This window comes from Sphingobacteriales bacterium, from assembly GCA_016706405.1.
In the GTDB taxonomy this organism is placed as follows: domain Bacteria; phylum Bacteroidota; class Bacteroidia; order Chitinophagales; family UBA2359; genus BJ6.
This window is the reverse complement of sequence record JADJJT010000002.1, coordinates 1,164,285-1,187,146: the sequence shown is the minus strand read 5'-3', so window position 1 is coordinate 1,187,146 and position 22,862 is coordinate 1,164,285. Positions and strand designations below refer to the sequence as shown.

General features: G+C 38.9%; 16 protein-coding genes. 5 read left to right on the top strand and 11 right to left on the bottom strand.

Annotation, left to right across the window (positions count from 1 at the left end):
- Positions 1 to 215: 215 nt before the first annotated feature.
- The 11 genes from IPI59_10960 to IPI59_10910 all read right to left on the bottom strand — a co-directional run bounded on the left by IPI59_10960 (position 216) and on the right by IPI59_10910 (position 13,022).
- Positions 216 to 1,586 (bottom strand): T9SS type A sorting domain-containing protein, encoded by a 1,371-nt coding sequence (locus IPI59_10960; protein MBK7528054.1) that lies wholly within the window; start codon positions 1,584 to 1,586, stop codon positions 216 to 218.
- A gap of 468 nt (positions 1,587 to 2,054) precedes the next feature.
- Positions 2,055 to 3,431, bottom strand: coding sequence for a T9SS type A sorting domain-containing protein (locus IPI59_10955; protein ID MBK7528053.1), 1,377 nt, complete (start codon positions 3,429 to 3,431; stop codon positions 2,055 to 2,057).
- Positions 3,432 to 3,583: 152 nt separating this feature from the next.
- Positions 3,584 to 4,240, bottom strand: a complete 657-nt coding sequence (locus IPI59_10950; protein ID MBK7528052.1) for a hypothetical protein — start codon at positions 4,238 to 4,240, stop codon at positions 3,584 to 3,586.
- 41 nt (positions 4,241 to 4,281) lie between these two features.
- Positions 4,282 to 5,685 (bottom strand): class II fumarate hydratase, encoded by a 1,404-nt coding sequence (gene fumC, locus IPI59_10945; GenBank protein ID MBK7528051.1) that lies wholly within the window; start codon positions 5,683 to 5,685, stop codon positions 4,282 to 4,284.
- A gap of 200 nt (positions 5,686 to 5,885) precedes the next feature.
- Positions 5,886 to 6,665, bottom strand: a complete 780-nt coding sequence (locus tag IPI59_10940) for a metal ABC transporter ATP-binding protein (protein MBK7528050.1) — start codon at positions 6,663 to 6,665, stop codon at positions 5,886 to 5,888.
- 122 nt (positions 6,666 to 6,787) lie between these two features.
- Positions 6,788 to 8,926: a right-handed parallel beta-helix repeat-containing protein gene (locus tag IPI59_10935; GenBank protein MBK7528049.1), complete on the bottom strand. Its 2,139-nt coding sequence runs from the start codon at positions 8,924 to 8,926 to the stop codon at positions 6,788 to 6,790.
- 166 nt (positions 8,927 to 9,092) lie between these two features.
- A complete protein-coding gene (locus IPI59_10930; protein ID MBK7528048.1) occupies positions 9,093 to 10,043 on the bottom strand; it encodes a nucleotidyltransferase domain-containing protein in 951 nt (316 codons plus the stop codon).
- A 67-nt stretch (positions 10,044 to 10,110) separates the two neighbouring features.
- Positions 10,111 to 10,689, bottom strand: coding sequence for a CPBP family intramembrane metalloprotease (locus IPI59_10925; GenBank protein ID MBK7528047.1), 579 nt, complete (start codon positions 10,687 to 10,689; stop codon positions 10,111 to 10,113).
- 51 nt (positions 10,690 to 10,740) lie between these two features.
- Positions 10,741 to 11,547, bottom strand: a complete 807-nt coding sequence (locus tag IPI59_10920; GenBank protein ID MBK7528046.1) for a TlpA family protein disulfide reductase — start codon at positions 11,545 to 11,547, stop codon at positions 10,741 to 10,743.
- Between the two features lie 70 nt (positions 11,548 to 11,617).
- A complete protein-coding gene (locus IPI59_10915) occupies positions 11,618 to 12,565 on the bottom strand; it encodes an amidinotransferase (GenBank protein ID MBK7528045.1) in 948 nt (315 codons plus the stop codon).
- Between the two features lie 142 nt (positions 12,566 to 12,707).
- A complete protein-coding gene (locus IPI59_10910) occupies positions 12,708 to 13,022 on the bottom strand; it encodes an integration host factor subunit beta (GenBank protein ID MBK7528044.1) in 315 nt (104 codons plus the stop codon).
- Between the two features lie 324 nt (positions 13,023 to 13,346).
- On the opposite strand from IPI59_10910, the gene IPI59_10905 reads away from it, so the two are divergent.
- The 5 genes from IPI59_10905 to IPI59_10885 all read left to right on the top strand — a co-directional run bounded on the left by IPI59_10905 (position 13,347) and on the right by IPI59_10885 (position 22,805).
- The gene (locus IPI59_10905) at positions 13,347 to 13,985 is read left to right on the top strand and encodes a TetR/AcrR family transcriptional regulator (GenBank protein MBK7528043.1); all 639 of its coding nucleotides are present in this window, start codon (positions 13,347 to 13,349) and stop codon (positions 13,983 to 13,985) included.
- Between the two features lie 30 nt (positions 13,986 to 14,015).
- Positions 14,016 to 15,437 carry a TolC family protein gene (locus IPI59_10900; protein MBK7528042.1) on the top strand — a complete coding sequence of 474 codons (1,422 nt, stop codon included), beginning with the start codon at positions 14,016 to 14,018 and terminating at the stop codon, positions 15,435 to 15,437.
- 187 nt (positions 15,438 to 15,624) lie between these two features.
- Positions 15,625 to 16,755 carry an efflux RND transporter periplasmic adaptor subunit gene (locus IPI59_10895; GenBank protein ID MBK7528041.1) on the top strand — a complete coding sequence of 377 codons (1,131 nt, stop codon included), beginning with the start codon at positions 15,625 to 15,627 and terminating at the stop codon, positions 16,753 to 16,755.
- A gap of 222 nt (positions 16,756 to 16,977) precedes the next feature.
- Positions 16,978 to 20,454 carry an efflux RND transporter permease subunit gene (locus IPI59_10890; protein ID MBK7528040.1) on the top strand — a complete coding sequence of 1,159 codons (3,477 nt, stop codon included), beginning with the start codon at positions 16,978 to 16,980 and terminating at the stop codon, positions 20,452 to 20,454.
- Positions 20,455 to 20,840: 386 nt separating this feature from the next.
- The gene (locus tag IPI59_10885) at positions 20,841 to 22,805 is read left to right on the top strand and encodes a RecQ family ATP-dependent DNA helicase (GenBank protein ID MBK7528039.1); all 1,965 of its coding nucleotides are present in this window, start codon (positions 20,841 to 20,843) and stop codon (positions 22,803 to 22,805) included.
- Positions 22,806 to 22,862: the final 57 nt, after the last annotated feature.

Here is a 22,862-nt window from a genome sequence, read left to right as displayed (position 1 = left end):
CTACTTTAAAAAGCGACTATTAGCTTGGTTCGCCCGATAAATAGATGATTGTTGTTGTTGTTTTACTGGATTGGAGTATTATTAAACTGAGTTTATAGTTTACAACTTAAAAAAAATCCGGATAGTGCTTATTAAAACACCATCCGGATTTTTAAGTCTCATCCGGAAATAGAAATAATTTTATCCGGAAAGAACTACGACTAGATCACAGTTTATTATTTAACCATAACTTTTTGAACCACGTTTTCGCCATTATCGCTTACCATGCGTACAAAGTAAATACCAGCAGATAAGTTAGCTTCTAAAGGCAAGTTTACAGTTTCGCCGGCGGCAAGACTACCTTTAAACAATTGCATTACTTGTTGGCCGTTTACATTGTAAATACCGGTTTCGATATTGCCGCCCATGGCGGTAGTAAAGCTAACTGTTGTATGCTCGTTTACAGGGTTGGGGTAGCAAGTTAAGCTGGCTGTAGCTATGCTGCCATCGTATTTGCAAGAAGTGCCACCATTAAAGTTTTTAGGACAGCAACAAGCGGTAATGCGTACCGAGTAGTTATTGCAATTGTGGTTAACCATTAATACTTTATTAACTTTGGTGAAAGTAACCGGACCACCACCTGTTAACAAATAGGTATAGCTGGTGTTTTTGCAGTTAAAAGTGATAGTGTAATAGTCTGCTTTGCCATCGTTGCCTGCGCCCAAAACTTGGGCTATATCACTACCACAACATTTAACATAAAATGTGTAGTTTACAGTATAAACGCAAGGGCCGCTTGTGGCCACCATAGTAATAGTAGCTTGACCTAAGCCAGTTGTTGGGTCAAGTGATACAGCACCTGGGTTTACATAATAATTGCCGCCACTGGTAGTAATTACACCACTGCTGCTGCTGCTCCAAGTAGCGGTATAACCAGCGGGCGAAGTAACAGTTAACAATTTTTTGCCAGCGTTATCGCAGTAACGGTTAGCAGCACTGGTAGCAGGTAAGGTGGTAACAAAAGTAGGTGCCGAACCGCATGCGCTAACATAGTTAACCGAAAAGTCTTCGGTTTCGCCCCAAGAGCCTAGATAGCACGAGGTAATGTTAGTAGGGTTTGTTTCGTAAGCCAATGCACGGAACAAGGTAGTGCTGCTCGAATAACCAGTAGGAACAAAAAAGTTATAGCCGTAACCTACGCCACTTGGTGGAGCAGATACATAAGGGCTGGTGTAAAGCAGTTCGCTTGCATCATTTAAACTGAAGTTATGGTTAAAATCGCAATAAGTGCGAAAACCACCCGACCACGAAGATGAGCCACATTGCCCCCAGTTAACCTGCCCGTAATAAGTAGAACCACCCGACAAATTAGGGTTGCTAAACATACCATAATAATTGCTATAACGGTTTAATACTGAGCCAGCACCACCGGTACTACTGCAGTTACTGCTAACACCCAATGTGTGAATTTGGGTGTATAAAATTTCTTCATCGAAAGTAGAGCTTGCATAACTAGCGCAATAACCCGCCGGAGGCGTTTGTGCTTGTAGGGTAAGTGCAAATACAGCTAACACTATCAGGCCAAGAGTTTTTGTAAAAAATTTCATATTTAATAATGGTTAAATTGTGAAGAGTAAAAATATATAGAATAAATTACTACTGTGTTTAAATTATAAACTTAACATGCCACACAAAAATAAATTATTAATTCATAGTCGAAAAAAAAAACTCCTCATAAGTCGGGAAAAAGACACTATGAGGTGAAGCAGCTCAATTTGAAAAGGAATATACTGTTAGAGGAATATACGTTTATTAGTTTTCCAATAATTGTTTTTACTTTCTTTTCGGGTTAAGGCCGAAATCTTTAACCTCGGAAAAAATACAATTGTTTTCATTCCTCAAAATTGCTATTCACGTTCAATCCAATATCAATTGTTCAAATACTTGGGTAGAAAAAAATTAAAGACAAAAAAAAATCCGGATAATGCTTATTAAAACACCATCCGGATTTTTAAGTCTCATCCGGAAATAGAAATGATTTTATCCGGAAAGAACTACGTCTAAATTACAGTTTATTACTTAACCATAACTTTTTGAACCATGTTTTCGCCATTATCGCTTACCATGCGTACAAAGTAAATACCAGCCGATAAGTTAGCTTCTAAAGGCAAGTTTACAGTTTCGCCGGCGGCAAGACTACCTTTAAACAATTGCATTACTTGTTGGCCGTTTACATTGTAAATACCGGTTTCGATATTGCCGCCCATGGCGGTAGTAAAGCTAACTGTTGTATGCTCGTTTACAGGGTTGGGGTAGCAAGTTAAACTGGCTGTAGCTATGCTGCCATCGTCTTTGCAAGAAGTGCCACCATTAAAGTTTTTAGGACAGCCACAAGCGGTAATGCGTACCGAGTAGTTATTGCAATTGTGGTTAACCATTAATACTTTATTAACTTTGGTAAAAGTAACCGGGCCACCACCTGTTAACAAATAGGTATAGCTGGTATTTTTGCAGTTAAAAGTGATAGTGTAATAGTCTGCTTTGCCATCGTTGCCTGCGCCCAAAACTTGGGCTATATCACTACCACAACATTTAACATAAAAGGTGTAGTTTACCGTATAAACGCAAGGGCCACTTGTAGCTACCAAAGTAATTGTAGCTTGACCAAAACCAGTAGTAGGGTCAAGTGAAACAGCACCCGGATTTAAATAGTAGTTGCCACCGCTTGTAGTAACTACGCCACTGCTGCTGCTGCTCCAAACGCCAGTATAGCCACCTGGTGCAGTAATGGTTAACAATTTTTTGCCAGTATTATCGCAGTAACGGTTAGCAGTGCTGGTAGTAGGTAAGGTGGTAACAAAAGTAGGTGCCGAACCACATGCGCTAACATAGTTTACTGCATAGTCTTCAGTTTCGCCCCAACCACTTATCCAGCATGGAGTAATGTTTGAAGGAGTTGTTTCGTATGCCAATGCACGGAACAAGGTAGTACTGCTCGAATAACCAGTAGGTACATAAAAGGTAAAGGCATAACCTACACTTGATCCGCCTATTGGTGCAGAAGTGTAAGGGCTGGTGTAAAGCAGTTCGCCGGCATCGTACAAACTGTAGTTGTGGTTAAAATCGCAATACGTGCGGAAACCACCCGAATATGCGTATGAACCACAATTCCCCCAGTTAACCTGGCCCAAATAGGTGTTTCCACCCGACAAGCTGGGAATGTAAACCTGACCATAGTAATTGCTATAACGGTTTAATACTGAGCCAGGACCACCGGTGGTGGCGCAAGTGCTGGAATTACTCAATCCGTTTACGTAAACGTAATAAATGTCTTCATCAGAAGTGTAGTTTGCATAACTAGAGCAATAGCCCGGAGGGGGTGTTTGTGCTTGTAGGGTAAGTGCAAATACAGCTAACACTAACAAGCCAAGAACTTTTGTAAAAAATTTCATTCTTTAATAAAATTAAACTGTGAAAAAAATATATAAAATTTAAATTATTGCTGCGCTTAAATTGAGAATTGAGAATTGAGAATTAAGTATCATGCACAAAAATAAACAATTTATTCGATGGAGCAAAAGATAATTATCAAATTGTACAAAATTTATGTGTCGTTGCGCAAGTTTAAAAAAATCCAATGCATGGTGTACCATTTTCCTTTGTACATTGGGCTTTTAAGCATCGAAATTTTAAATTCGGTGTCTTTTTGATGAAAGAAAATCTCAACCTCGCGCATACCCATTTCACCATAATCATAAAGTTGCCTTACTAACACACTGTCAATTTTAAGGTTTTTTACATCAACATTTTCATAATAAACAGCTTGTTTTATCATATTAAAAGACTCGTCAAACTTATTGGTATAGTTGTCATAAAAGCCATCAACATCTTCGCCAATTGCTTCTTGCATTTGTTTAAATAAGGCCGGTGGGGCTAACGGATTTAAAGCGCGGTTTACTAATAATATATCTTTTTTAGGAATAAGATGCTGTTTTAAATATTTGCTATCTCCGGTTTTAATACTTTCTAAAAAATCTTTGATGATGGGTTCTTCTAAAACTTCCGGATAATTGGTTATTGTTTTTTTGTTCAATTCTGCCTCTTGAATAGTTGTATCGCCATCTAAAAAGCGCTTGTATAAGGCTTTTCCTTTGTCGTCAAAGCCTAACTGGTTGGGGTCGTTTGGGTTTTTAGTATTGCAGGCAGCCAAAACAAAAATAAAACTAACTGCAAGTAAAAGAATTATGTTTTTAAATACCATAAATATTATAAATATTAAAATGCTATTGTTTTGCGATTTTATTATTTAGGGTCAACCATGTTTTCGGGTACAACCCATTTGTCAAATTCTTCGGCGGTTAACAAATTTAATTCAAGGGCGGCTTGTTTAAGGGTAGTATTTTCGGTATATGCTTTTTTGGCAATTTTAGCGGCATTATCATAGCCGATATGTGTATTTAAAGCGGTTACCAACATCAGCGAATTTTGTAAATGTTTTTCAATTTGGGCATAATCGGGTTCAATTCCTTTGGCGCAATGTTCGTTGAAAGACTCGCAAGCATCGGCCAATAAACGTGCCGAGGTTAAAAAATTGAAAATTATTACCGGCTTAAATACGTTTAGCTCAAAATGCCCTGTTGCCCCGCCAATATTAATGGCCACATCGTTACCCATAACCTGTGCGCAAACCATTGTTAGTGCTTCGCTTTGGGTAGGGTTTACTTTTCCGGGCATAATAGAGGAGCCAGGTTCGTTGCTTGGAATAATTATTTCGCCAATACCGCTGCGTGGCCCGCTTGAAAGCATCCGGATATCGTTGCCAATTTTCATTAAGCTAACAGCCAAAGTTTTAAGTGCTCCGTGGGCTGCAACCAAGGCATCGTGGGTGGCTAAGGCTTCAAATTTATTTTGAGCGCTGGTAAAAGGCAATCCGGTAATTTGGGCAATTTGTTTGGCTACTAATTCGGCGTAGCCATTTGGGGCATTTAGTCCTGTGCCTACGGCTGTTCCGCCCAAAGCCAACTCGGCTACATGCGGCAAGCTATGCTCAATATGTGCAAGGCAATGGCTCAACTGCGACACGTAGCCCGAAAACTCTTGCCCTAAGCGTATGGGGGTAGCATCCATAAAATGGGTGCGGCCAATTTTAACGATACCCATAAAAGCTTGGGCCTTAGCCGCCAGTGTATTGCGCAAAGCCGTTACACTTGGCAATAAAACTTCAACAAGCATTTTGTAGGCTGCAATATGCATAGCCGTTGGAAAGGTGTCGTTACTCGATTGCGATTTATTGACATCGTCGTTGGGGTGCAATATTTTTTTCTCGTCAGTCAGTTGCCCACCTTGTAGTACATGGGCGCGGTTGGCAATAACTTCGTTGAGGTTCATATTGCTTTGCGTGCCGCTGCCGGTTTGCCATACTACTAACGGAAATTCGTTTAATAACTGACCGGCCAAAATTTCGTCGCAAACTTGGGCAATAAAATCGGCTTTTTGCTGGTTAAGTACGCCACATTGCACGTTAGTATAGGCTGCTGCTTTTTTAAGAATGGCAAAAGCATGTATTACTTCGCGGGGCATTAAGTGGCCACCAATTTTAAAATTTTCTTTCGAGCGTTGGGTTTGTGCGCCCCAATAGGCTTCGGCGGGCACTTGCACATAACCTAAACTGTCTTTTTCTTCTCTGTATTGCTGTAAAGACGACATAATTTTTTTGCAGCCAATAAAGTGAGGGTATTATACCCAAAGGCTATAAGAGGTGAAAATTTTTATTTTGCCGGAAAATATGGGTCTCCGAAAAATTTAGAAAAAAAGCTGTTATGGTAATAAGGCGACAAAGTTACACATTTTAATTATTGTTTTACCCCATCTGCTTAAAATTTAGGCAGTTTTTCAAAAATTCAGGGTTATTTTTCGCGAATGGGGTAGTTTTCTTGCACTACTAAGTTTCCAATTTTGGTTAAAAGGCTTAATTTTCCGCCATAGGTTTTTTGCAAACTTTCGTCTGTAAAAACCTCGTTGGTAGGGCCGGCAGCCACTAAGCGGGTATTTAGCATTAAAAACCAGTCAAAATAGGCTTGTGCCGTTTGCAGGTCGTGGTGTACTACAACAATAGTTTTACCTTCGTTGCGCATGGTTTGCAGTAATTGTAAAATTTGGTCTTCGCTGTTGGCATCTACGCCGGCAAATGGTTCGTCCATAAGGTATAAATTGGCTTGTTGCGCTAACGAGCGGGCAATAAAAACGCGCTGTTGTTGCCCACCCGATAATTGCGATATTTGCCGGTTGATATAAGGCGTTAAGTTTACTTTTTCGATGCACGACAAGGCAATTTCGCGGTCGGTGCGGGTAATGCGGTTAAACAGCCCCCGTGCCGGATACCGCCCTGTTAAAACCACATCGAGCACATTGGCGGGAAAATCCCAATCAACCGATTCGCGTTGTGGCACATAACTAACCTGGTTGCGCACTGCTGCCAAAGGATGGTCAAATATTTTTACCCAACCGCTGCTAATTGGCACTAAACCCATGATGGCTTTAAGCAGAGTTGATTTTCCGGCACCATTTGGACCAATAATGCCAATAATTTTTCCGGATGGAACAGCAAAATCAATATTCCAAATAACGGGTTTAGCAGTATGGTAGCTTACGGTTAACTCGTGGGCTTCTATGGCAACTGAAGGCATAAAAATCAATTTTGTAATATTTACATTGACGTAAATTGTTTGGGCTAAAACAATTCATTCGGGTGCAAATTTACTACAAAGCGCCTAGATTTACCTTAGTTTGAGCTAAATTAACCTGTTTATCACTGAAACTGCAATACCTGCACCGTTCCTGTGCCTGCACCATCCCACAAAACTGTTATGGTATTTGTTCCCTGTCCGCTTATTATTGTGCCGCCGGTGACCGTCCATTCATAGGTGGCACCTGTTATATGTGGTATGGTATAAACAGCCTGTTCGTTTGAGCACACATTAACACTCGTGCCTTGCAAATTTGGGGTGTAGGTACAAGGGTTGCAGGTGGTGGTGGTATTTATTAATATTTCAGATTGCCAGGGCGGCAGGGTTAATATACCGCAAATTTCGTTTTGGTCTAAATCGAGGTATTTGGTATTGCCCAGCCCAATTACTAAAATGGTATCGCTTGGGTTCATAAACAAAACCGAATTGTCGGTGGGTAAATTCCAATTTACAAAACTCGGTTTTGAATGAGAATCGTTGCCGGTGGCTTGCCATCCGGAGAAAGTAAATTGACTGTTAGGCGTTCTAAAAGCGACATAATTACTATATGGCTGGAAAACGTAATTGCTGTCAATTATTCCAAAAGTAAAATCGGTGGTGCCCTGGTTGGGCGACTGCCGGTAAATATAAGCCAAAGGATTTAAGGCAAAAAGTTTGTTATGTTTTACCATCATGCTGTTCATTGGCTCGGGTTGGCTTGATGCGTTAAAAAAAATGGCATTATGGGTTGCTCCATAAACAATATTGTTTAGAGCGGTAATATTATTGGTGCCGCCGTTAAAAAATATGCCTACATCGGGGGAATTATAAATGGTGTTAAAAGCAACCAAACTGCTACTTACGTCAAAATCAAAATAAATGCCGGGGGTTAAAAAATTGGCATTATAGGTGCCTTCGGTATTGCCCGGTGTTGCCGAAACAAAATTATACCGATAAATGATATTACTGCTGGGTGCGCCAAACGATTTAAGCGGCGCACCGTCGTTAAGCAGCAGCATACAATTAGCCAAAATATTAAACTCAACTATATGATTAGTGCCATCGGCATGGATACCCGTATAGCCCACACTGTCTATATTATTATGATGCACATGCACACTGTCAACAAAAGCTAAGCTTATGGCTTCGAGGTTAGTTTGCTTGCCGCTTCCGGAGTTTTTATACCTGCCAATTTGCCTGAAAACATTGTGGTTAATAATTGATTTTCCGCCTTGTGTTACCTCTACACCTTTTCCGTCGCAATGTCTAAAAAAACAGTTTGAAACTTGGTGGTAATTACCTCTTAGTAATACTCCGCTTAAAAATTGTTTGGTAAACGTGCAATACTTCACTTTAATATTTGTTGAAGTATTGTTTGAAACTGCTATGCCATTTCGCGCTTGCTTATCGAACCATAAATTTTCAAGCACAAGGTTCGACACATTATCACTTATTTGCAAACCATTGTCATAAACGGCAGCTTCGCAAATTTTACTATTAGGGTTTTGCCCCGTTGGTGGATAATAATAAAGTAAGTCGGCAGCAGTATCGTAAAACCATTCGCGGGCAGTATCTAATTCGGCTAATTTATTGTACATAAAAAAACCGTAATTGCCAATGGGCGAAATTTGGAGCAAGGGGGCTACGGTTAGGCTTCCTCCGGAGGTTGAACTATTTACGGCGGTTGTTTCCCAAACCCACTGGCAGGTGCGCACACATACACGGGTGCCCGCCCAATAGTCCTCGGGCTGGGTAATTTGCGCCGAATTAATGGTTGATTGGCTTGAGCCGCTTTGTATTAAATACCCTGAATTAGGAAACCGGGCTACGGTCATTTCATCGTCATCTATAAAAAAATTGCCAACTGTTGTGGTGTAGGGCACTGTATAATAATTCCCCATGGCCGACCAGCCCGATACAAGCTCGGCACCGCTTATTTTTGGCATACTGCCTGTGCTATATGCCGTATAAACAATAGGCTTGGCCAAAGTACCGCTTTGGTTGGCGTTAATTTGCCCGCGCCAGGTATCGTTGCGCTTAAAAAAAACGGTGTCACCGGGTAATAAACTGAGTGTGTTGAGTTTTGTAATTGTTTTCCAGGGGGTGGTTTGTGAATTTATAGGGTTAGAGTCGTTACCTGTACTAAACGAAAAATAGTAATTTGAGGCTTGTAGCTTAACAACAAACAACAAACCAAAGAAGGCATAGGCAATGTTTTTCATTTTTACGTGCGATTAGAAAAAAGAATAAAAAAAAATCCGGATAGCATTTTTAACAGGAATAGCACGTAAAACTTACTGCATGGTCTTTCAAGTTTAATAGACATCCGGAATTTGCAGTTTATTCTGTCTCAATCAAAATTAGGCGCATAATCAAAATAAAAGCGCATTAAATAGTGCTGTTTAGGCTAAGTTGATGCACAACTTCATAATTGGCTATTTTTTCGTTCAATTTTTCCAGCACCTTTTTTTGAAATTGATTTGGGTGGTGTTTTGATGTGTAGGTGGTTGATTTAAAAGCAATTTTAAAATCATCGGCCTCAATTTGCGCGCTATAGTTCTTTACCCAATGTTTTATTGTTTTTTGCATACACCATTTATCTATGCGGCTGGCAATAGTTTTATTTAACACCCATTCCATTCCATTTTTAAGCCAATTGCCTTTACCGATTGGCAAATGCGTGTAAGGGCGTGGTGCGGAATTTGGGTAGTATTGTTTTACCCAATTGTTGGCCTGCCAAAATTTGGGGTAAAGTAGCTGTCCATAGGTTGGCAGCAAGGTAATAAGCTCGGTTGCCGAGAATAAGTTTTGCTCTTCAATTTGTAAATGGTTGGTATCAATAAAATAATTTACACAAAAGTATTTATGCGAGTTGAACAAAAACAATTTTTTAAATCCTACCAACAAGGTTCGGGTAAGCCAAAGCCGGTTAGGTTGGGCAATAATAAAATAATCAATATCGCCATCGGCTGCCAATCTATTTTTCGACAAGGAGCCCGAAAGCAAAACGCCCCGTACAAAAGGAAAACTGCCAATAAATTTAGAAATCCGGAAAGCCAGCGGTAGTATTTTTTCGGCACGTTGGTTGCCAATTAAGCGGTCGGCGACCATTTTTTCAATATCCGGATATGCTTTTAATCCATAAAAGTTCTTACAAGCAAAAATAAGCCCTTTTGCCAGTAAGTGTGGTAAAGCAGCTTCTACCTGTTGTATATTCGTTTGAGGGTGGCTGCTAAATTCTGCTATTTCGTTAGCGGTTAAAGGATGATTAAAAATATCGGCGTACAACAGGGCTTTAATAATTGCCTGATGAAGGGGCGAAAGCGTTATAGGTTGCATTCCGGATATTAGTTCGGGGCTTAAACTGGCTCTAAAAATTATTTAACAACTATATATGTGCGCAAACTTACATTTTTTTTGCCACATACCAAATAACAATATAATCGTAAACGGCATGTAATATTATAGCGGCAAAAATACCAAAATAAATAAATACCAAACCCAATAATACACTTAACAAAAGCATAAAAAAAACTGCAAGCACAAAGCCTTTTTCTTTGTATAAAAATAAATAGCCATGCAAAGCAATAAATATAATTGCGGTAGGCAACAAACCTATTAATGGTTGAACACCCGCCCTGAAGCAAATTTCTTCGCCTACGCCGGCGCAAAATGCCACCCAAGCATAATGAAAATGGTTAATTTTGGGATGCTTAAATGTATTTTGTACCATTTTATTGGTTTTTTCAAAAACACCTTTTTTGGCACCCAAGCTGGCAATTAAACCAAAAAGCAAACCCAAACCAACACCAACAAGAATTTGCAGGTAAAGTGGCTTTCCGGATAAAAAAACCCGGCTTAATGATTCGGCCTGAACCCAATAAATTAAACCCAATCCGAGCAAGGAAAAACCTATTAAAGTTGCCCATCCCATTATAATAAGGGCATTGTTGGGGCTATAATTTTTAAGGCTAAATTTTTTCATAACAACCAATCGGTTTAACATTGACGTGCAAAGATACGACAGCGCTGGATATTAGTTTTTATCAAAATAGTCTAAAACGCTTTTGGCATTTGTATCGAATAATACCACCTTGCCAGTTGGCGAAAGCAACAAACCATACGGAAAAGAAGCGGTAAGCAGTTGGTTGTTAAGTTCGACGCTGCTTAATCCTTGTGTCCAAATCATTCGTTTGCGTTTTATAAACTCTTCTAATTTTTCGCGTTCGTCGTTGTACGAAAGGCTTAGAATTTGTACTTTATGGCTATAATTTTGGTGCAGTTGCGCTAAATAAGGAATCTCTTGTAAACAGCCTATGCACCAGGTACCCCAAACATCAACATAGGTGTATTTTTTTGATTTTGAAATAGCCGAGGCATCTATAATTGAGTTATCTAAGAGGGTAAACTGTATATTTTGAGGCAATTTCGTGAAACATTGGGCGGTAGCCTCCGGATAAATATTGTTATTTTGCAGTTTTAGCAACTCAATATTTATTTGCTTGTTCGAGTGTTTTTTTAGTTCGTAGTATTGTTCATCTACCTTAAAAATATTGGGGTAAGTACTGCTTATGGCCGAGCAAACATGGGGGTTGTATATCATTGTATCGGCTATGTTTGGCAGCACAAAAAAGGCCTCGCCCCCTACCCTATTAACTATGCCAACATAAAAATGATGGTAAGCATTACTAAATTGTGCAATTTTAGCAGGTCTGAACACCACGCCTCCCGAATCGGTAAAAATAAAATCTTTCAGCACAGCATTTATGCTTAACGCTCGCCCTGCCGAAGCAGCCGTTTTTTTACTTCCTGTGCACTGGCTAAAAAAAACTATTAGAAGCAAGAAAGTCAATATGGGCAAGTGTTTTACCGCAATCATAGTTAAGTAAGTAATATCAATAGGTACGGGTAAATTAATAGAAAACTTCGGCCAACATACAACGCGCACTACCGCCGCCGTAGTGTTCAATCGTTTCTAAATTGGGCAAAACAAGGTGTTTATTAAGTGTTTTAAGTTGTTGTTGTTGGTTGGCATTTAAACTTTGCCAGGCTGCTTTTGAACAAACCAGCACATTTTCGGCAAATTTGTTGTGTAGTTGGAGCATATTTCCGGCAAATTTAAACATTTGTTCTTCTGATATTTCAATTAACCGGCGATTTGTTTGCCCGATATATTGCACAATAGCCGCTTTTTCATCCGGATTTTTGATCACCTCTAAACAAAAAACAATAAAATTATTACCTATACATGTTATTACGTTCGTATGATAAATTGGTTGGTTGTCTTTTGTTAAAGCATTAAAACACAAAGATGTGTATTGCATTTGCTCGCACCACAAATGTACTGCTTTTAGCGTTGTTCGTTCCGAAATATTTGCCAGTGCAATTTTGTGTGTATGGTCGAGCACCAAACTACCCGTGCCTTCTAAAAAAATTTCTTCGCCCTCTAAATACGAAAAATCAATGGTTTTGTAGGTAATATTGCTTAGTTTGCTGCCTATTTGGGTTATAAAATCAGGGCATCGTTCGGCGCGTCTGTTGGGCGCAAGCAGAGGGTATAATATAGCCCGGCCTTGTTTGTGAAAGGAAATCCAATTGTTCGGAAAAACAGCATCGGGGCAAACAGGGTTATCTGAGTCATTGATGACTAATACATTTATGCCTACATTTTTAAGTTCCGAAACAAAATTATCAAACTCAACTAAGGCTTGCTGTGCAATTTTTTGAGTAGTTATTGGCGATAAAATATTGTTTTTGGTTTGCGGCTGAAAAACATTAGTAGCAATTGTTTGATGATTTAAACCAAAATGAGCCGGTCTAAGCATAAAAACCGTATCGGTTGTTTGAGGAGTAGCGAGCATATGTATTAAAAAATGCTAAAAACAAGTGAACAACGAAATTCACTAAAAAAATAAAAGTACAAAACCTAAAAAAAATCAGGTCATGCACTCTTGTAAAAAACAGCCGAAACAGTAAAATAGTTTTTTATAAAAACAAGTTTAACTAATCGTCGTCGCTATCGGTATCGGTGGTGTTTGAAACTACCCCTTGAACAACATTTATAAACTGTTGTGCCGGTTTAAAAACAGGCATGGTTTGTTCGGGGATGTCAACAGACACGCCTTCTTTAATATTTCGTCCAACTTTTTTAGCCCGTTTTTTTGTAACAAAACTTCCAAAACCTCGGATATAGACATTTTCGCCTTTCGAAAGGTTATCTTTAATTTCTTTTAAAAATTGCTCTACAGTAACCAAAACGTCAACTCTGGGCACGCCTGTGCGCTCGGCAATAATTTGTATTAGGTCGGCTTTACGCATAAAAAAGGTAGTTGTTAGTTTATTAAAAAATTATTTCCAAAAAAATTAAAACATACATAATAACGTGTTTTTCAGACTATTGTTTTACAATTTGTCACTAAATCAGATAATACGGCCTATTTTTTTTTGCTAATTATTTACGTTCAAATAAAACTCAATCTTAAAAGTAAGCCAATATTTGAACCGAAACAATTCCGGACAATCTCGATGGTGGTCTTAAAAAATTATTTTCATTTAAAAAAAAACTTTGGAAACTTTGAACTATTTAATAGTTTCTAAAGTTTATTTTTTTGTAATTTTGCGCCCTATTTAAAAAATCAGTTTATGGATACCGCCTTAGACAAACTACTTACCGTCTCGCAATTGCTGTTTTTGCGTTTTGGTATCCGCAATGTTACCATGGACGATATTGCCCGTGAAATGGGCATATCAAAAAAAACGATTTATCAATTTGTTGAAAACAAAGCCGATTTAATTTGCAAAGGTGTTACCAAACACATACAAAACGACCATAGCAGCTGTATTGCTTTAATTGAACACCAAAATCAAAACGCCATTGCCCAAATGTTGTACATTGCCAATCATGTTTACAGACAATTAACTACCATAAATTTTAACTTAGTATTTGAGCTTCGAAAATTTTACCCCGAAATTTGGCAACTTTTAGAAAAACACAGAACAGAATTTGTGCCCAAAATTATTTCGGATAATATAAGCAAAGGCATCTCTGAAGGATTATACCGCCAAGACATTCAGGCTGACATTATTACCCAACTCTATTTAGCCAATAGCACGGTATTAATTACAAACACTGAATTTATCAAACAAAACCATCAGCTAACTACCCTTTATACCCAAATGCTAAAATATCATTTATTTGGTATTGCCAGCACAGAAGGAGTAAAATATTTAAACAAAAACTTCGACCAATTATTTAACAATACTAAAATATGCTTTGCATAAAAGTTGAAAATTAAATAAAATATAATATATATGAATCGTTTTTTAATATTCATTTTACTGTTTTTACCCTTACAATTTATTGCCGTACAAGCACAGAATACTGTCTCTTCAGACACTGTAAAACTAAGCTTAGCCGAGGCACATGCTTTTGCCGTCAAAAACAATTTAAACAACCAAATTTCGTGGATGCGCGTAGATGCCGCACGTGGCCAAGTGCGCGAAGTTAAATCTATAGGTTTGCCGCAGGTAAAAGCCTCGGCAAATTACAATTTCAATGCAATTTTACCCTCCTCGTTAGTGCCGGCAGACGCATTTGGGTTTCCGCCAATTTTGCCCTTAGCAAACGGCGACACGCTTTTTATAGCGCAAACCCCTTCAGAAGAAAAACCCGAATTTATGAAATTAAAATTTGGCACAAAAAACAATATTGGCTTTGGCCTCGAAGCAACACAATTGTTTTTTGACGGTGCCTATACATTGGGCTTAGAAGCAGCAAATTTGTTTATTGACCAGGCAAAATTAAGCGCCGAACAGAACGAATACGAACTAAAAGCTACTATAACTGATGCTTATTTTGGCGCTTTACTTTTACAAGAAAATATTGATTTGCTGAATAAAAATGTGCAAGTTTTAAGCCGTGTTTTAAACGAAACAAGCGAGTTTGTAAAAGCCGGATTTGCCGAACAAATTGAAGTTGACCGCTTAACCCTATCAAAAGCAAACCTGCAAACACAGGTCTTACAATTAGAACGCAGCTATCAAATTGCCCTCGATGCGCTAAGATTTACAATTGGTATGGATGCAACTCAACCGCTGTACCTAACCGAAAAACTAAGTAACTATTTAGCCAATGCAGAGCAACAAATAGCTGTTGATTTTAATGCCCTTTATGCCGAATCCTTAAGCAAACGCAAAGAAATGCCGCTACTGCAAATACAAAACACCTTTCGCGATTTAGACATCAAGCAGATAAAAGCCAAATATCTGCCCTCAGTTGTTGGTTTTGCATCCGGAAATTTATCATACCAAGGCGACAATCTAAATCTATTTAAATCAGAGCGATGGTTACCCTCAAGCGTTTTAGGCCTCCAAGCATCAGTTCCAATTTTTGATGGTTTTCAAAAAAAAGCACAGATTCAACAAAGAGTTATTTTGCAAAAACAAGCTTTCAAACAAGAAGAATTGTTTAAACGAGGCGTTTGGCTTCAAATAAAACAAGCACAAACAAAATACCTAAGTGCCTACGAAAGCCTAAACAGCCAACGCGACAATATAAAACTAGCCGAAAAAATTTATAACGTAACGCTCGAAAAATATAAGGCCGGCATAGGCTCAAGCCTCGAAATTATTAATGCCGAAGCAAAACTGTACGAAACGCAGGGCCTCTACATAAAAGCACTTTACGACTTAGTAGCAGCAAAAGCAGCTTTAGATAAAGCAGTAGGACGGTAACAATTGACAACTATTAATATTCCATCCGGAAAAAAACAAACCTACCTCCTTAACTGAACTTCCAATTAAAAACTTAAATATTCAAATTGTTAACCCAAATCAACCAACAAACATTTAAATAATTAATCTTTTGTCCTACGCAATCAAATAATTATCCATTCAACGTAATTAACAACCAATATTTATAATGAAACATTTAACCGTTTTATCTTTCTTCATATTACTACTGTCAGCTTGCAGCACAAAGGCACCAAGTGACAAAACGCAGCAATTAGCAGATTTACAAGCCGAGCAAACTAAGTTAAATCAACAAATTACCACCCTTCAAAACGAATTAGGCGTAAAAGCCGGCGATACTTCCAACAAACAAAGCCATAGAGAAACCCCTGTTGCCCTATCGGAAATTAAACCTACCTCTTTTTCGCATTTTTTAGAAATACAAGGTAAAGTTGATGCCCTTGATAATATAGGCGTTAGCACTAAAATGCCCGGAATTATTACCGCAGTATTTGTAGTAAAAGGCCAACAAGTAAAAAAAGGCACCCTATTAGCCACTTTAGATGATGCCGTTTTTCAGCAAAGTGTTCAAGAACTGCAAAACAGCCTCGATTTTGCCCGCACCATTTACGACAAACAAAAAGGGCTGTGGGATAAACAAATTGGCACTGAAGTGCAATACCTGCAAGCAAAAAACCAAGTTGAAAGCCTTGAAAAAAAATTGGCAACATTAAATCAACAAAGCGAGTTGTACAAAGTTTATTCGCCCTTAGCAGGTACAGTTGATGAGGTAAATATAAAACCCGGCGAAGGTATTGCAGTAGGTATGCCCGCTTTTAGGGTAGTAAGCCTTAGCAATTTGCGCGTATTGGTTGATATTGCCGAGTCCTATTACAAAGATATTAAAACAGGAGACGCCGTTGAAGTCATTTTTCCGGATTTAAATAAAAGCGTTAACGCCAGTGTAAAAGCAAAAAGCAATATAATAAACAACCTAAACCGCACTTTCCAAGCCGAAATACGCCTGCCCGCAAATACAGACGCTAGACCTAATATGATTGCCAACGTAAAACTAAAAAATTATATGGCGGGCAATGCCTTGGTTGTGCCAGTAAACGTAATTCAAAACAGCGAAGAAGGTGATTATGTATTTGTTGCCGATAAAGACACAAATGGCAACTCGGTTGCCCATAAACGTATTGTTACCACCGGCAAAATTTATGGCAGTGGTGCTGAAATTTTATCCGGATTAAAAACTGGCGAAAAAATTATTACCAACGGCTACCAAGATTTAGTAAATGGGCAGACAATTAAATTTTAATTTCAAGAAAATAGAAAGTTTGATTTAGTTTCCTTAGCTTATTCTAAACTGATTTGCTCATTTCATCCGTACAAACAACCCCATAATTTAATGCCTCGTAGGATTAAATCTATAATCTGTATCCTTTAAACATTATCCGACATCCTAGCTCATCTCAAGAAGTAAATTCTTTGCTGATAACGCTTTTAAAATTAGCTTTTCTTTATTATTCTTTGCCCAATTATGAATAAAATACTTAAAAATCTTAACCATAAAACCTTCGGGCCTACAAACTGGAGCATTAACAATAGTACAAGTATATTAATTATTACCTTGCTAGTAACTGCTTTTGGTTTAATGAATTATACCAGTTTGCCAAAAAACCAATTTCCCGATATTGTAATTCCTACAATGGTAATTAGCACCATTTACCCCGGCACGTCGCCCGCCGACATGGAAAACTTGGTTACGCGTCCCATCGAAAAGCAACTCAAATCTTTATCAGGAGTTAAAAAAATTACTTCAAATTCTATTCAGGACTTTTCAATTGTTACCATCGAGTTTAATACCGATGTGGACGTAGCAGATGCCAAACAAAAAGTAAAAGATGCCGTTGACAAATCGAAAACCGACCTACCCAATGACCTACCAAGCCCTCCAAATGTTTTGGAAGTTGACTTCTCTGAAATGCCCATTATGAGCGTAAACGTATCGGGCGATTTTGACCTGAACAAACTTAAAAAATACGCCGACCGCCTACAAGACGAAATCGAGGGATTACGTGAAATTACCCGCGCCGATATGGCCGGTGCCTTAGACCGCGAAATTCAAATTAACGTTGATATGTTTAAAATGCAGGCCGCTTCGGTTGCATTTAGCGATATTGAACGAGCAGTAGCCTTCGAAAATATGACCATATCGGGTGGTTTAGTGAACGTTGACAATATGAAACGCGCACTACAGGTTAAAGGACAATTTAAAAACGCCGATATACTAAATGATATTGTTATCAAAACAACTGCCGGAGGCGTTGTGCACCTAAAAGATATAGCCGAAATAAAAGATACTTACAAAGAAAAAGAAAGCTATGCCCGTTACAATGGAAAAAACGTAATTACGCTTAGTGTAATTAAACGAAGTGGAGAAAACTTAATTGATGCCAGCGACAAAATACGCCTAATTATTGAAAAACTTAAAACTGAAGAGTTTCCAAAAAGTTTAGATGTAAGCATTAGCGGCGACATGTCTAAAAATACTCGTACCACCTTACACGACCTTAACAACTCCATTATAATTGGATTTATTTTAGTTGTTTTGGTGCTAATGTTCTTTATGGGTGTAACCAACGCATTTTTTGTAGCCTTATCGGTACCGTTGAGTTGCTTTGTAGCCTTTATGATTATGCCCTTTATTGATTTTGAGCTAAACATGATTGTTATGTTTGGCTTGCTGTTTGCCTTAGGCATAATTGTTGACGATGCAATTGTTGTAATTGAAAATACTTACCGGATATACAACCACGGCGAAGTGCCCATTAAAGAAGCTGCTAAACAAGCCGCCGGAGAGGTGTTTGTACCCGTTTTAGCCGGAACTTTAACAACTTTGGCGCCCTTTATACCTTTGACATTTTGGCAGGGCATTGTGGGTAAATTTATGTTTTACCTGCCCATAACACTTATTTTAACCCTATTAGCCTCGTTGGTTGTAGCCTACATAATAAACCCCGTATTTGCAGTATGGTTTATGCGCCCCGATGCACCAACCGATACCCCCGAAAAACGTCGTAAACTGCTTAAATCGCGCCTTATTACAGCCGCTGTTTTGTTGGTACTGGCTTTATTTGGACATTTGGCGAATAGCCCTGGCATCCGGAATTTTATGCTGATTTCCTTAGCAATTTTCGTATTGTATTTTGTAATTTTAAAAAGACTTATTTCCGGATTCGAGCATAAATTGCTGCCTCGTTTTATGGATGCCTACGAGCGCGTAATGGGCTGGTTAATGCGTGGCATACTAAGACCCATCTTGGTTATTGTTGCTATAATAATGATACTAATTGGCTCGGTAACTTATTTTAGTGCCAATACCCCGCCAAGCAGCTTTTTTCCGCAGGGCGAGCCTAATTTTATTTATGCCTATTTGGTTTTACCCGTTGGCACAAACGCTGCTTATACCGATAGCATTACCCAAATTGTCGAAAATCGAATTTTTGAAGTAGTGGGTAAAAACAATCCTATTGTTGAGTCGGTAATTGCAAACGTAGCCGTAAGCGCTACCGACCCCCAAAGCGGCGACCGCACAACAGCCTCAAATAAAGGGCGAGTTTCAGTGGCTTTTGTTGAATTTGCCAAGCGAAACGGCGAAAGTACTGCCAAATACTTAGACCTTATACGCCAAAAAGTACAAGGAATACCCGGCCTGCAAATTGCCATAGCTCAAGAGGGGTCGGGGCCGCCAACAGGTGCACCTATTAATATTGAAATTGCCGGCGAAAACTTAGACAACCTGCAACTAACAGCCGCACGACTTAAAGCCTATTTGCAAGACACCGTACAAGTTCCCGGAATTGAAGAGCTAAAATCTGATTTTGTCAATAATAACCCCGAAGTAATCGTTGAAATTGACCGCGAACGCGCCGCCCGCGAAGGCATTAGCACCGCACAAATAGGAAGCGAAATACGAACAGCCGTTTTCGGAAAAGAGGTCTCTAAACTAAAAGATGACGAAGATGAATACCCCATCGAATTGCGCTACACTTTTAACCAGCGCAACGACTTACAACAACTACTAAACCTTAAAATTACTTTCCGCGACATGAACATGGGCGGCTTGGTGCGTCAGGTACCTCTGTCTGCAGTAGCCGATATTAAATACACCAACACCTACGGCGGCATTAAACGCAAAAATCTTGAGCGTGTTATTACCTTACAATCGAATGTATTAGGTGGCTATTTTGCCAATAACGTAAATGGCGATATTAAAAGAGCAATCACTAATTTTAATCTTCCGGATGGGATAAAAATTGACATGACCGGCGAACAGGAAGAACAAGCTGAAACAGTAGCATTTTTAGGACGTTCGTTGTTAATATCTTTGTTGTTAATTATACTAATATTAGTAACTCAGTTTAATTCGCTTAGTAAAAGTTTTATTATTTTAACCGAAGTTATATTTAGTATTATCGGAGTCTTGCTGGGTTTTTCCTTTTTCCAAATGTCAATGGCGGTAGTTATGGTGGGTATTGGCGTGATAGGTTTGGCAGGCATTGTTGTACGAAACGGAATTTTAATAGTCGAGTTTGCCGACGTGCTTAAAAATCAAGGCCACGATAGCTGGTACAGTGTGGTTCATGCCGGAAAAACCCGCTTAAAACCTGTTTTACTTACCGCAACGGCCACCATGTTGGGCTTGGTACCTTTGGCTGTTGGTATGAATATTGATTTTGCCAGCATGTTTACCCATTTAGACCCCAAAATATTTTTTGGCGGCGACAGTGTTGCCTTCTGGGGCCCCCTCTCGTGGACAATAATTTTTGGACTTGCCTTTGCCACCATTATAACTTTAGTAGTAGTACCTGCCATGTACCTGCTTAACGACAAACTGCACGATGCTTGGCATCGTTGGCGCGGTACTGGCAAATTTGCACCTCAAACCGAACAAGGCCAGCAACAAACTGACGAGCCAGCTACCGAAAATACTTCGTTAGCTACAAACCTATAATTTAAAGCATTACCTTAGGCCCATCTACAAATAACCAAGCCTAACGAAACAAATAAACCCTTTGGTTGGCTATAGTTAATTATATCCAAGCAAGGGGTTTTGTTTTTACCACATCAGCGTTTTGTCGCCTATATAGTAAACTTGAGATCCTTATTAGTACCATCAATCATACCTTCCGGATATTTTACTTGTTTAGTGGTATGATATTCGAAAAACAGGATGTAAATTTGTAGTATTAATCAAAAAATTATTATTATATTTAGCACAAACAACAAACGATAGTTTTAGACTGAAAGTTTAAAAAATATCCTTAATTTAAAACCAAACATTCAAATTTGTAGTTAGTTTAGTACCCGTTTAAACTCAGTGGGCAATAATTTCTTAAAATGCTCGAAAACCTTCATCAAATTTTAAAAGAAAAATGGGGCTACGATGCCTTTCGACCCTTGCAATTCGAAATTATGCAAGCGGTTTTGCAGGGCTTTGACACCTTGGCTTTGTTACCCACCGGGGGTGGTAAATCGGTATGCTACCAAGTGCCGGCCTTAACCTTTGATGAGGGTGAGCTTTGCTTAGTTATATCGCCGCTAATTGCCCTAATGAAAGACCAGGTGCAAAATTTAAAGGCAAAAAATATTGCCGCCGAAGCCATTTTTTCGGGATTACACCCCAACGAAGCTAACCGCATTTTACAACTTTGTTTATCCGGAAAATGCCGTATTTTATACGTTTCGCCCGAAAGAATTCATACTGCCCTGTTTAAAGATTTTTTAACCCGTATAAAATTATCATTCATCGCCGTTGACGAAGCACACTGTATTTCGCAATGGGGTTACGACTTTAGACCCGCCTACCTTAAAATTCCATTACTGCGCCAACTGCAACCCCATGCACCTGTTTTAGCACTTACGGCTTCGGCCACAACGCGCGTTCGCAATGATATTGCCGACAAATTGCAATTAGCATCCGGATATAAAATATACGAACAAAGTTTTACGCGCTCAAACCTGTCTTATTCGGTTTTAAATGAAGATAACAAAAAAGATAAACTCTTAACCATCTTAAAAAAAATATCTGGATGTGCACTTGTTTATACAAACAGCAGAGCCTTAGCGCAAGAAACAGCACAGTTTTTGCGTAAAAATGGCTTGGCTGCCGATTTTTATCACGCAGGTCTAACAACCGCCCAACGCAACCAAAAACAAACAGCTTGGATGAAAGACCATATCCGAATTATGGTTGCAACCAATGCTTTTGGCATGGGTATAGACAAACCTAATGTGCGCTTGGTTGTGCATATATCGCCGCCCACCAGTTTAGAGGCGTATTACCAAGAAGCAGGTCGTGCCGGACGAGATGGCAAGAAATCGTTTGCGGTATTGCTATATCAAAACAGCGATGGGGTAAATTTGCAAAAATTAATTGTGCAGCGTTACCCTAATAAAGCTACCGTATTACAAACTTATATTGCCTTGTGCAATGCCTGCCAATTGCCGGTTGGTGCGGGGCAAGGGCAGAATTTTGATTTTGATTTAGATGAACTTTGCGATAATTTTAAATTGCCCATTTTGCCAACCTGGCACGCACTTAAAATATTAGAAGAACATGGATATATTGCCCTAAGCGATGCCGCCGACCTGCCAGCCCGTTTGCTTATTACAGCCTCGCGCAACGAATTGTACGAAGTTGAAGTCGCCAATATTCGCCTTAACCCGTATATAAAAATGTTGTTGCGCCTTTATGGTGGCTCGGCTTTTGTGCAATACGTAGCCATCAACGAGCGGCAAATAGCTAAACAAATGAGTGTACCTATTGAGTTTGTAAAAAATGCCTTAACTGTGTTACATAAACAAAAACTTATTGACTATTTGCCGCAAGCCGAGCAGCCCCAGGTTAGTTTTATTGAACCGCGAATTGCAGAAAATAACCTTGCTGTAAACGAAAAATTAATGCAATTTAGGCAAACTGTTTTTTTAAACAATATAAATGCTATCCTAAACTACGTAAATACTGCCACAATTTGCCGAAACCGACAGATAGTAGCCTATTTTGGTGAAACAACAAATACCGATTGTGGCATTTGTGATGTTTGCATACAACATATCCGGATGCAAAAAGCCGAGCAACAACAGCAACTTGCAACACAAACTTTGCTTCAAATGGTGTCTCAATATTATAATAATAACAAAACCACTACTGCCAACAACGCCTTAACCACCGAAATTTTACTTCAACAAACCGAGTTACAAACCAAACTAAACAAGCAGGTAATAATTAATGCCTTGCGCTGGTTAATTGATAATGACGAAATAAAAACAAACGAAACAGGCATTTTTATTTTGCCAGCTTAACAGGTTTTTTGACTGATAGCTATGCTTATTTTAAAAAGTTAAAATCTATCCGGATAA

Coding starts and splice junctions, on each gene's coding strand:
- IPI59_10935 (MBK7528049.1), bottom strand. CDS start 8,926: ATGAAAAACATTGCCTATGCCTTCTTTGGTTTGTTGTTTGTTGTTAAG.
- IPI59_10960 (MBK7528054.1), bottom strand. CDS start 1,586: ATGAAATTTTTTACAAAAACTCTTGGCCTGATAGTGTTAGCTGTATTT.
- IPI59_10940 (MBK7528050.1), bottom strand. CDS start 6,665: ATGCCTTCAGTTGCCATAGAAGCCCACGAGTTAACCGTAAGCTACCAT.
- IPI59_10925 (MBK7528047.1), bottom strand. CDS start 10,689: ATGAAAAAATTTAGCCTTAAAAATTATAGCCCCAACAATGCCCTTATT.
- IPI59_10910 (MBK7528044.1), bottom strand. CDS start 13,022: ATGCGTAAAGCCGACCTAATACAAATTATTGCCGAGCGCACAGGCGTG.
- IPI59_10930 (MBK7528048.1), bottom strand. CDS start 10,043: ATGCAACCTATAACGCTTTCGCCCCTTCATCAGGCAATTATTAAAGCC.
- IPI59_10885 (MBK7528039.1), top strand. CDS start 20,841: ATGCTCGAAAACCTTCATCAAATTTTAAAAGAAAAATGGGGCTACGAT.
- IPI59_10895 (MBK7528041.1), top strand. CDS start 15,625: ATGAAACATTTAACCGTTTTATCTTTCTTCATATTACTACTGTCAGCT.
- IPI59_10955 (MBK7528053.1), bottom strand. CDS start 3,431: ATGAAATTTTTTACAAAAGTTCTTGGCTTGTTAGTGTTAGCTGTATTT.
- IPI59_10915 (MBK7528045.1), bottom strand. CDS start 12,565: ATGCTCGCTACTCCTCAAACAACCGATACGGTTTTTATGCTTAGACCG.
- IPI59_10905 (MBK7528043.1), top strand. CDS start 13,347: ATGGATACCGCCTTAGACAAACTACTTACCGTCTCGCAATTGCTGTTT.
- IPI59_10890 (MBK7528040.1), top strand. CDS start 16,978: ATGAATAAAATACTTAAAAATCTTAACCATAAAACCTTCGGGCCTACA.
- IPI59_10950 (MBK7528052.1), bottom strand. CDS start 4,240: ATGGTATTTAAAAACATAATTCTTTTACTTGCAGTTAGTTTTATTTTT.
- IPI59_10900 (MBK7528042.1), top strand. CDS start 14,016: ATGAATCGTTTTTTAATATTCATTTTACTGTTTTTACCCTTACAATTT.
- fumC (MBK7528051.1), bottom strand. CDS start 5,685: ATGTCGTCTTTACAGCAATACAGAGAAGAAAAAGACAGTTTAGGTTAT.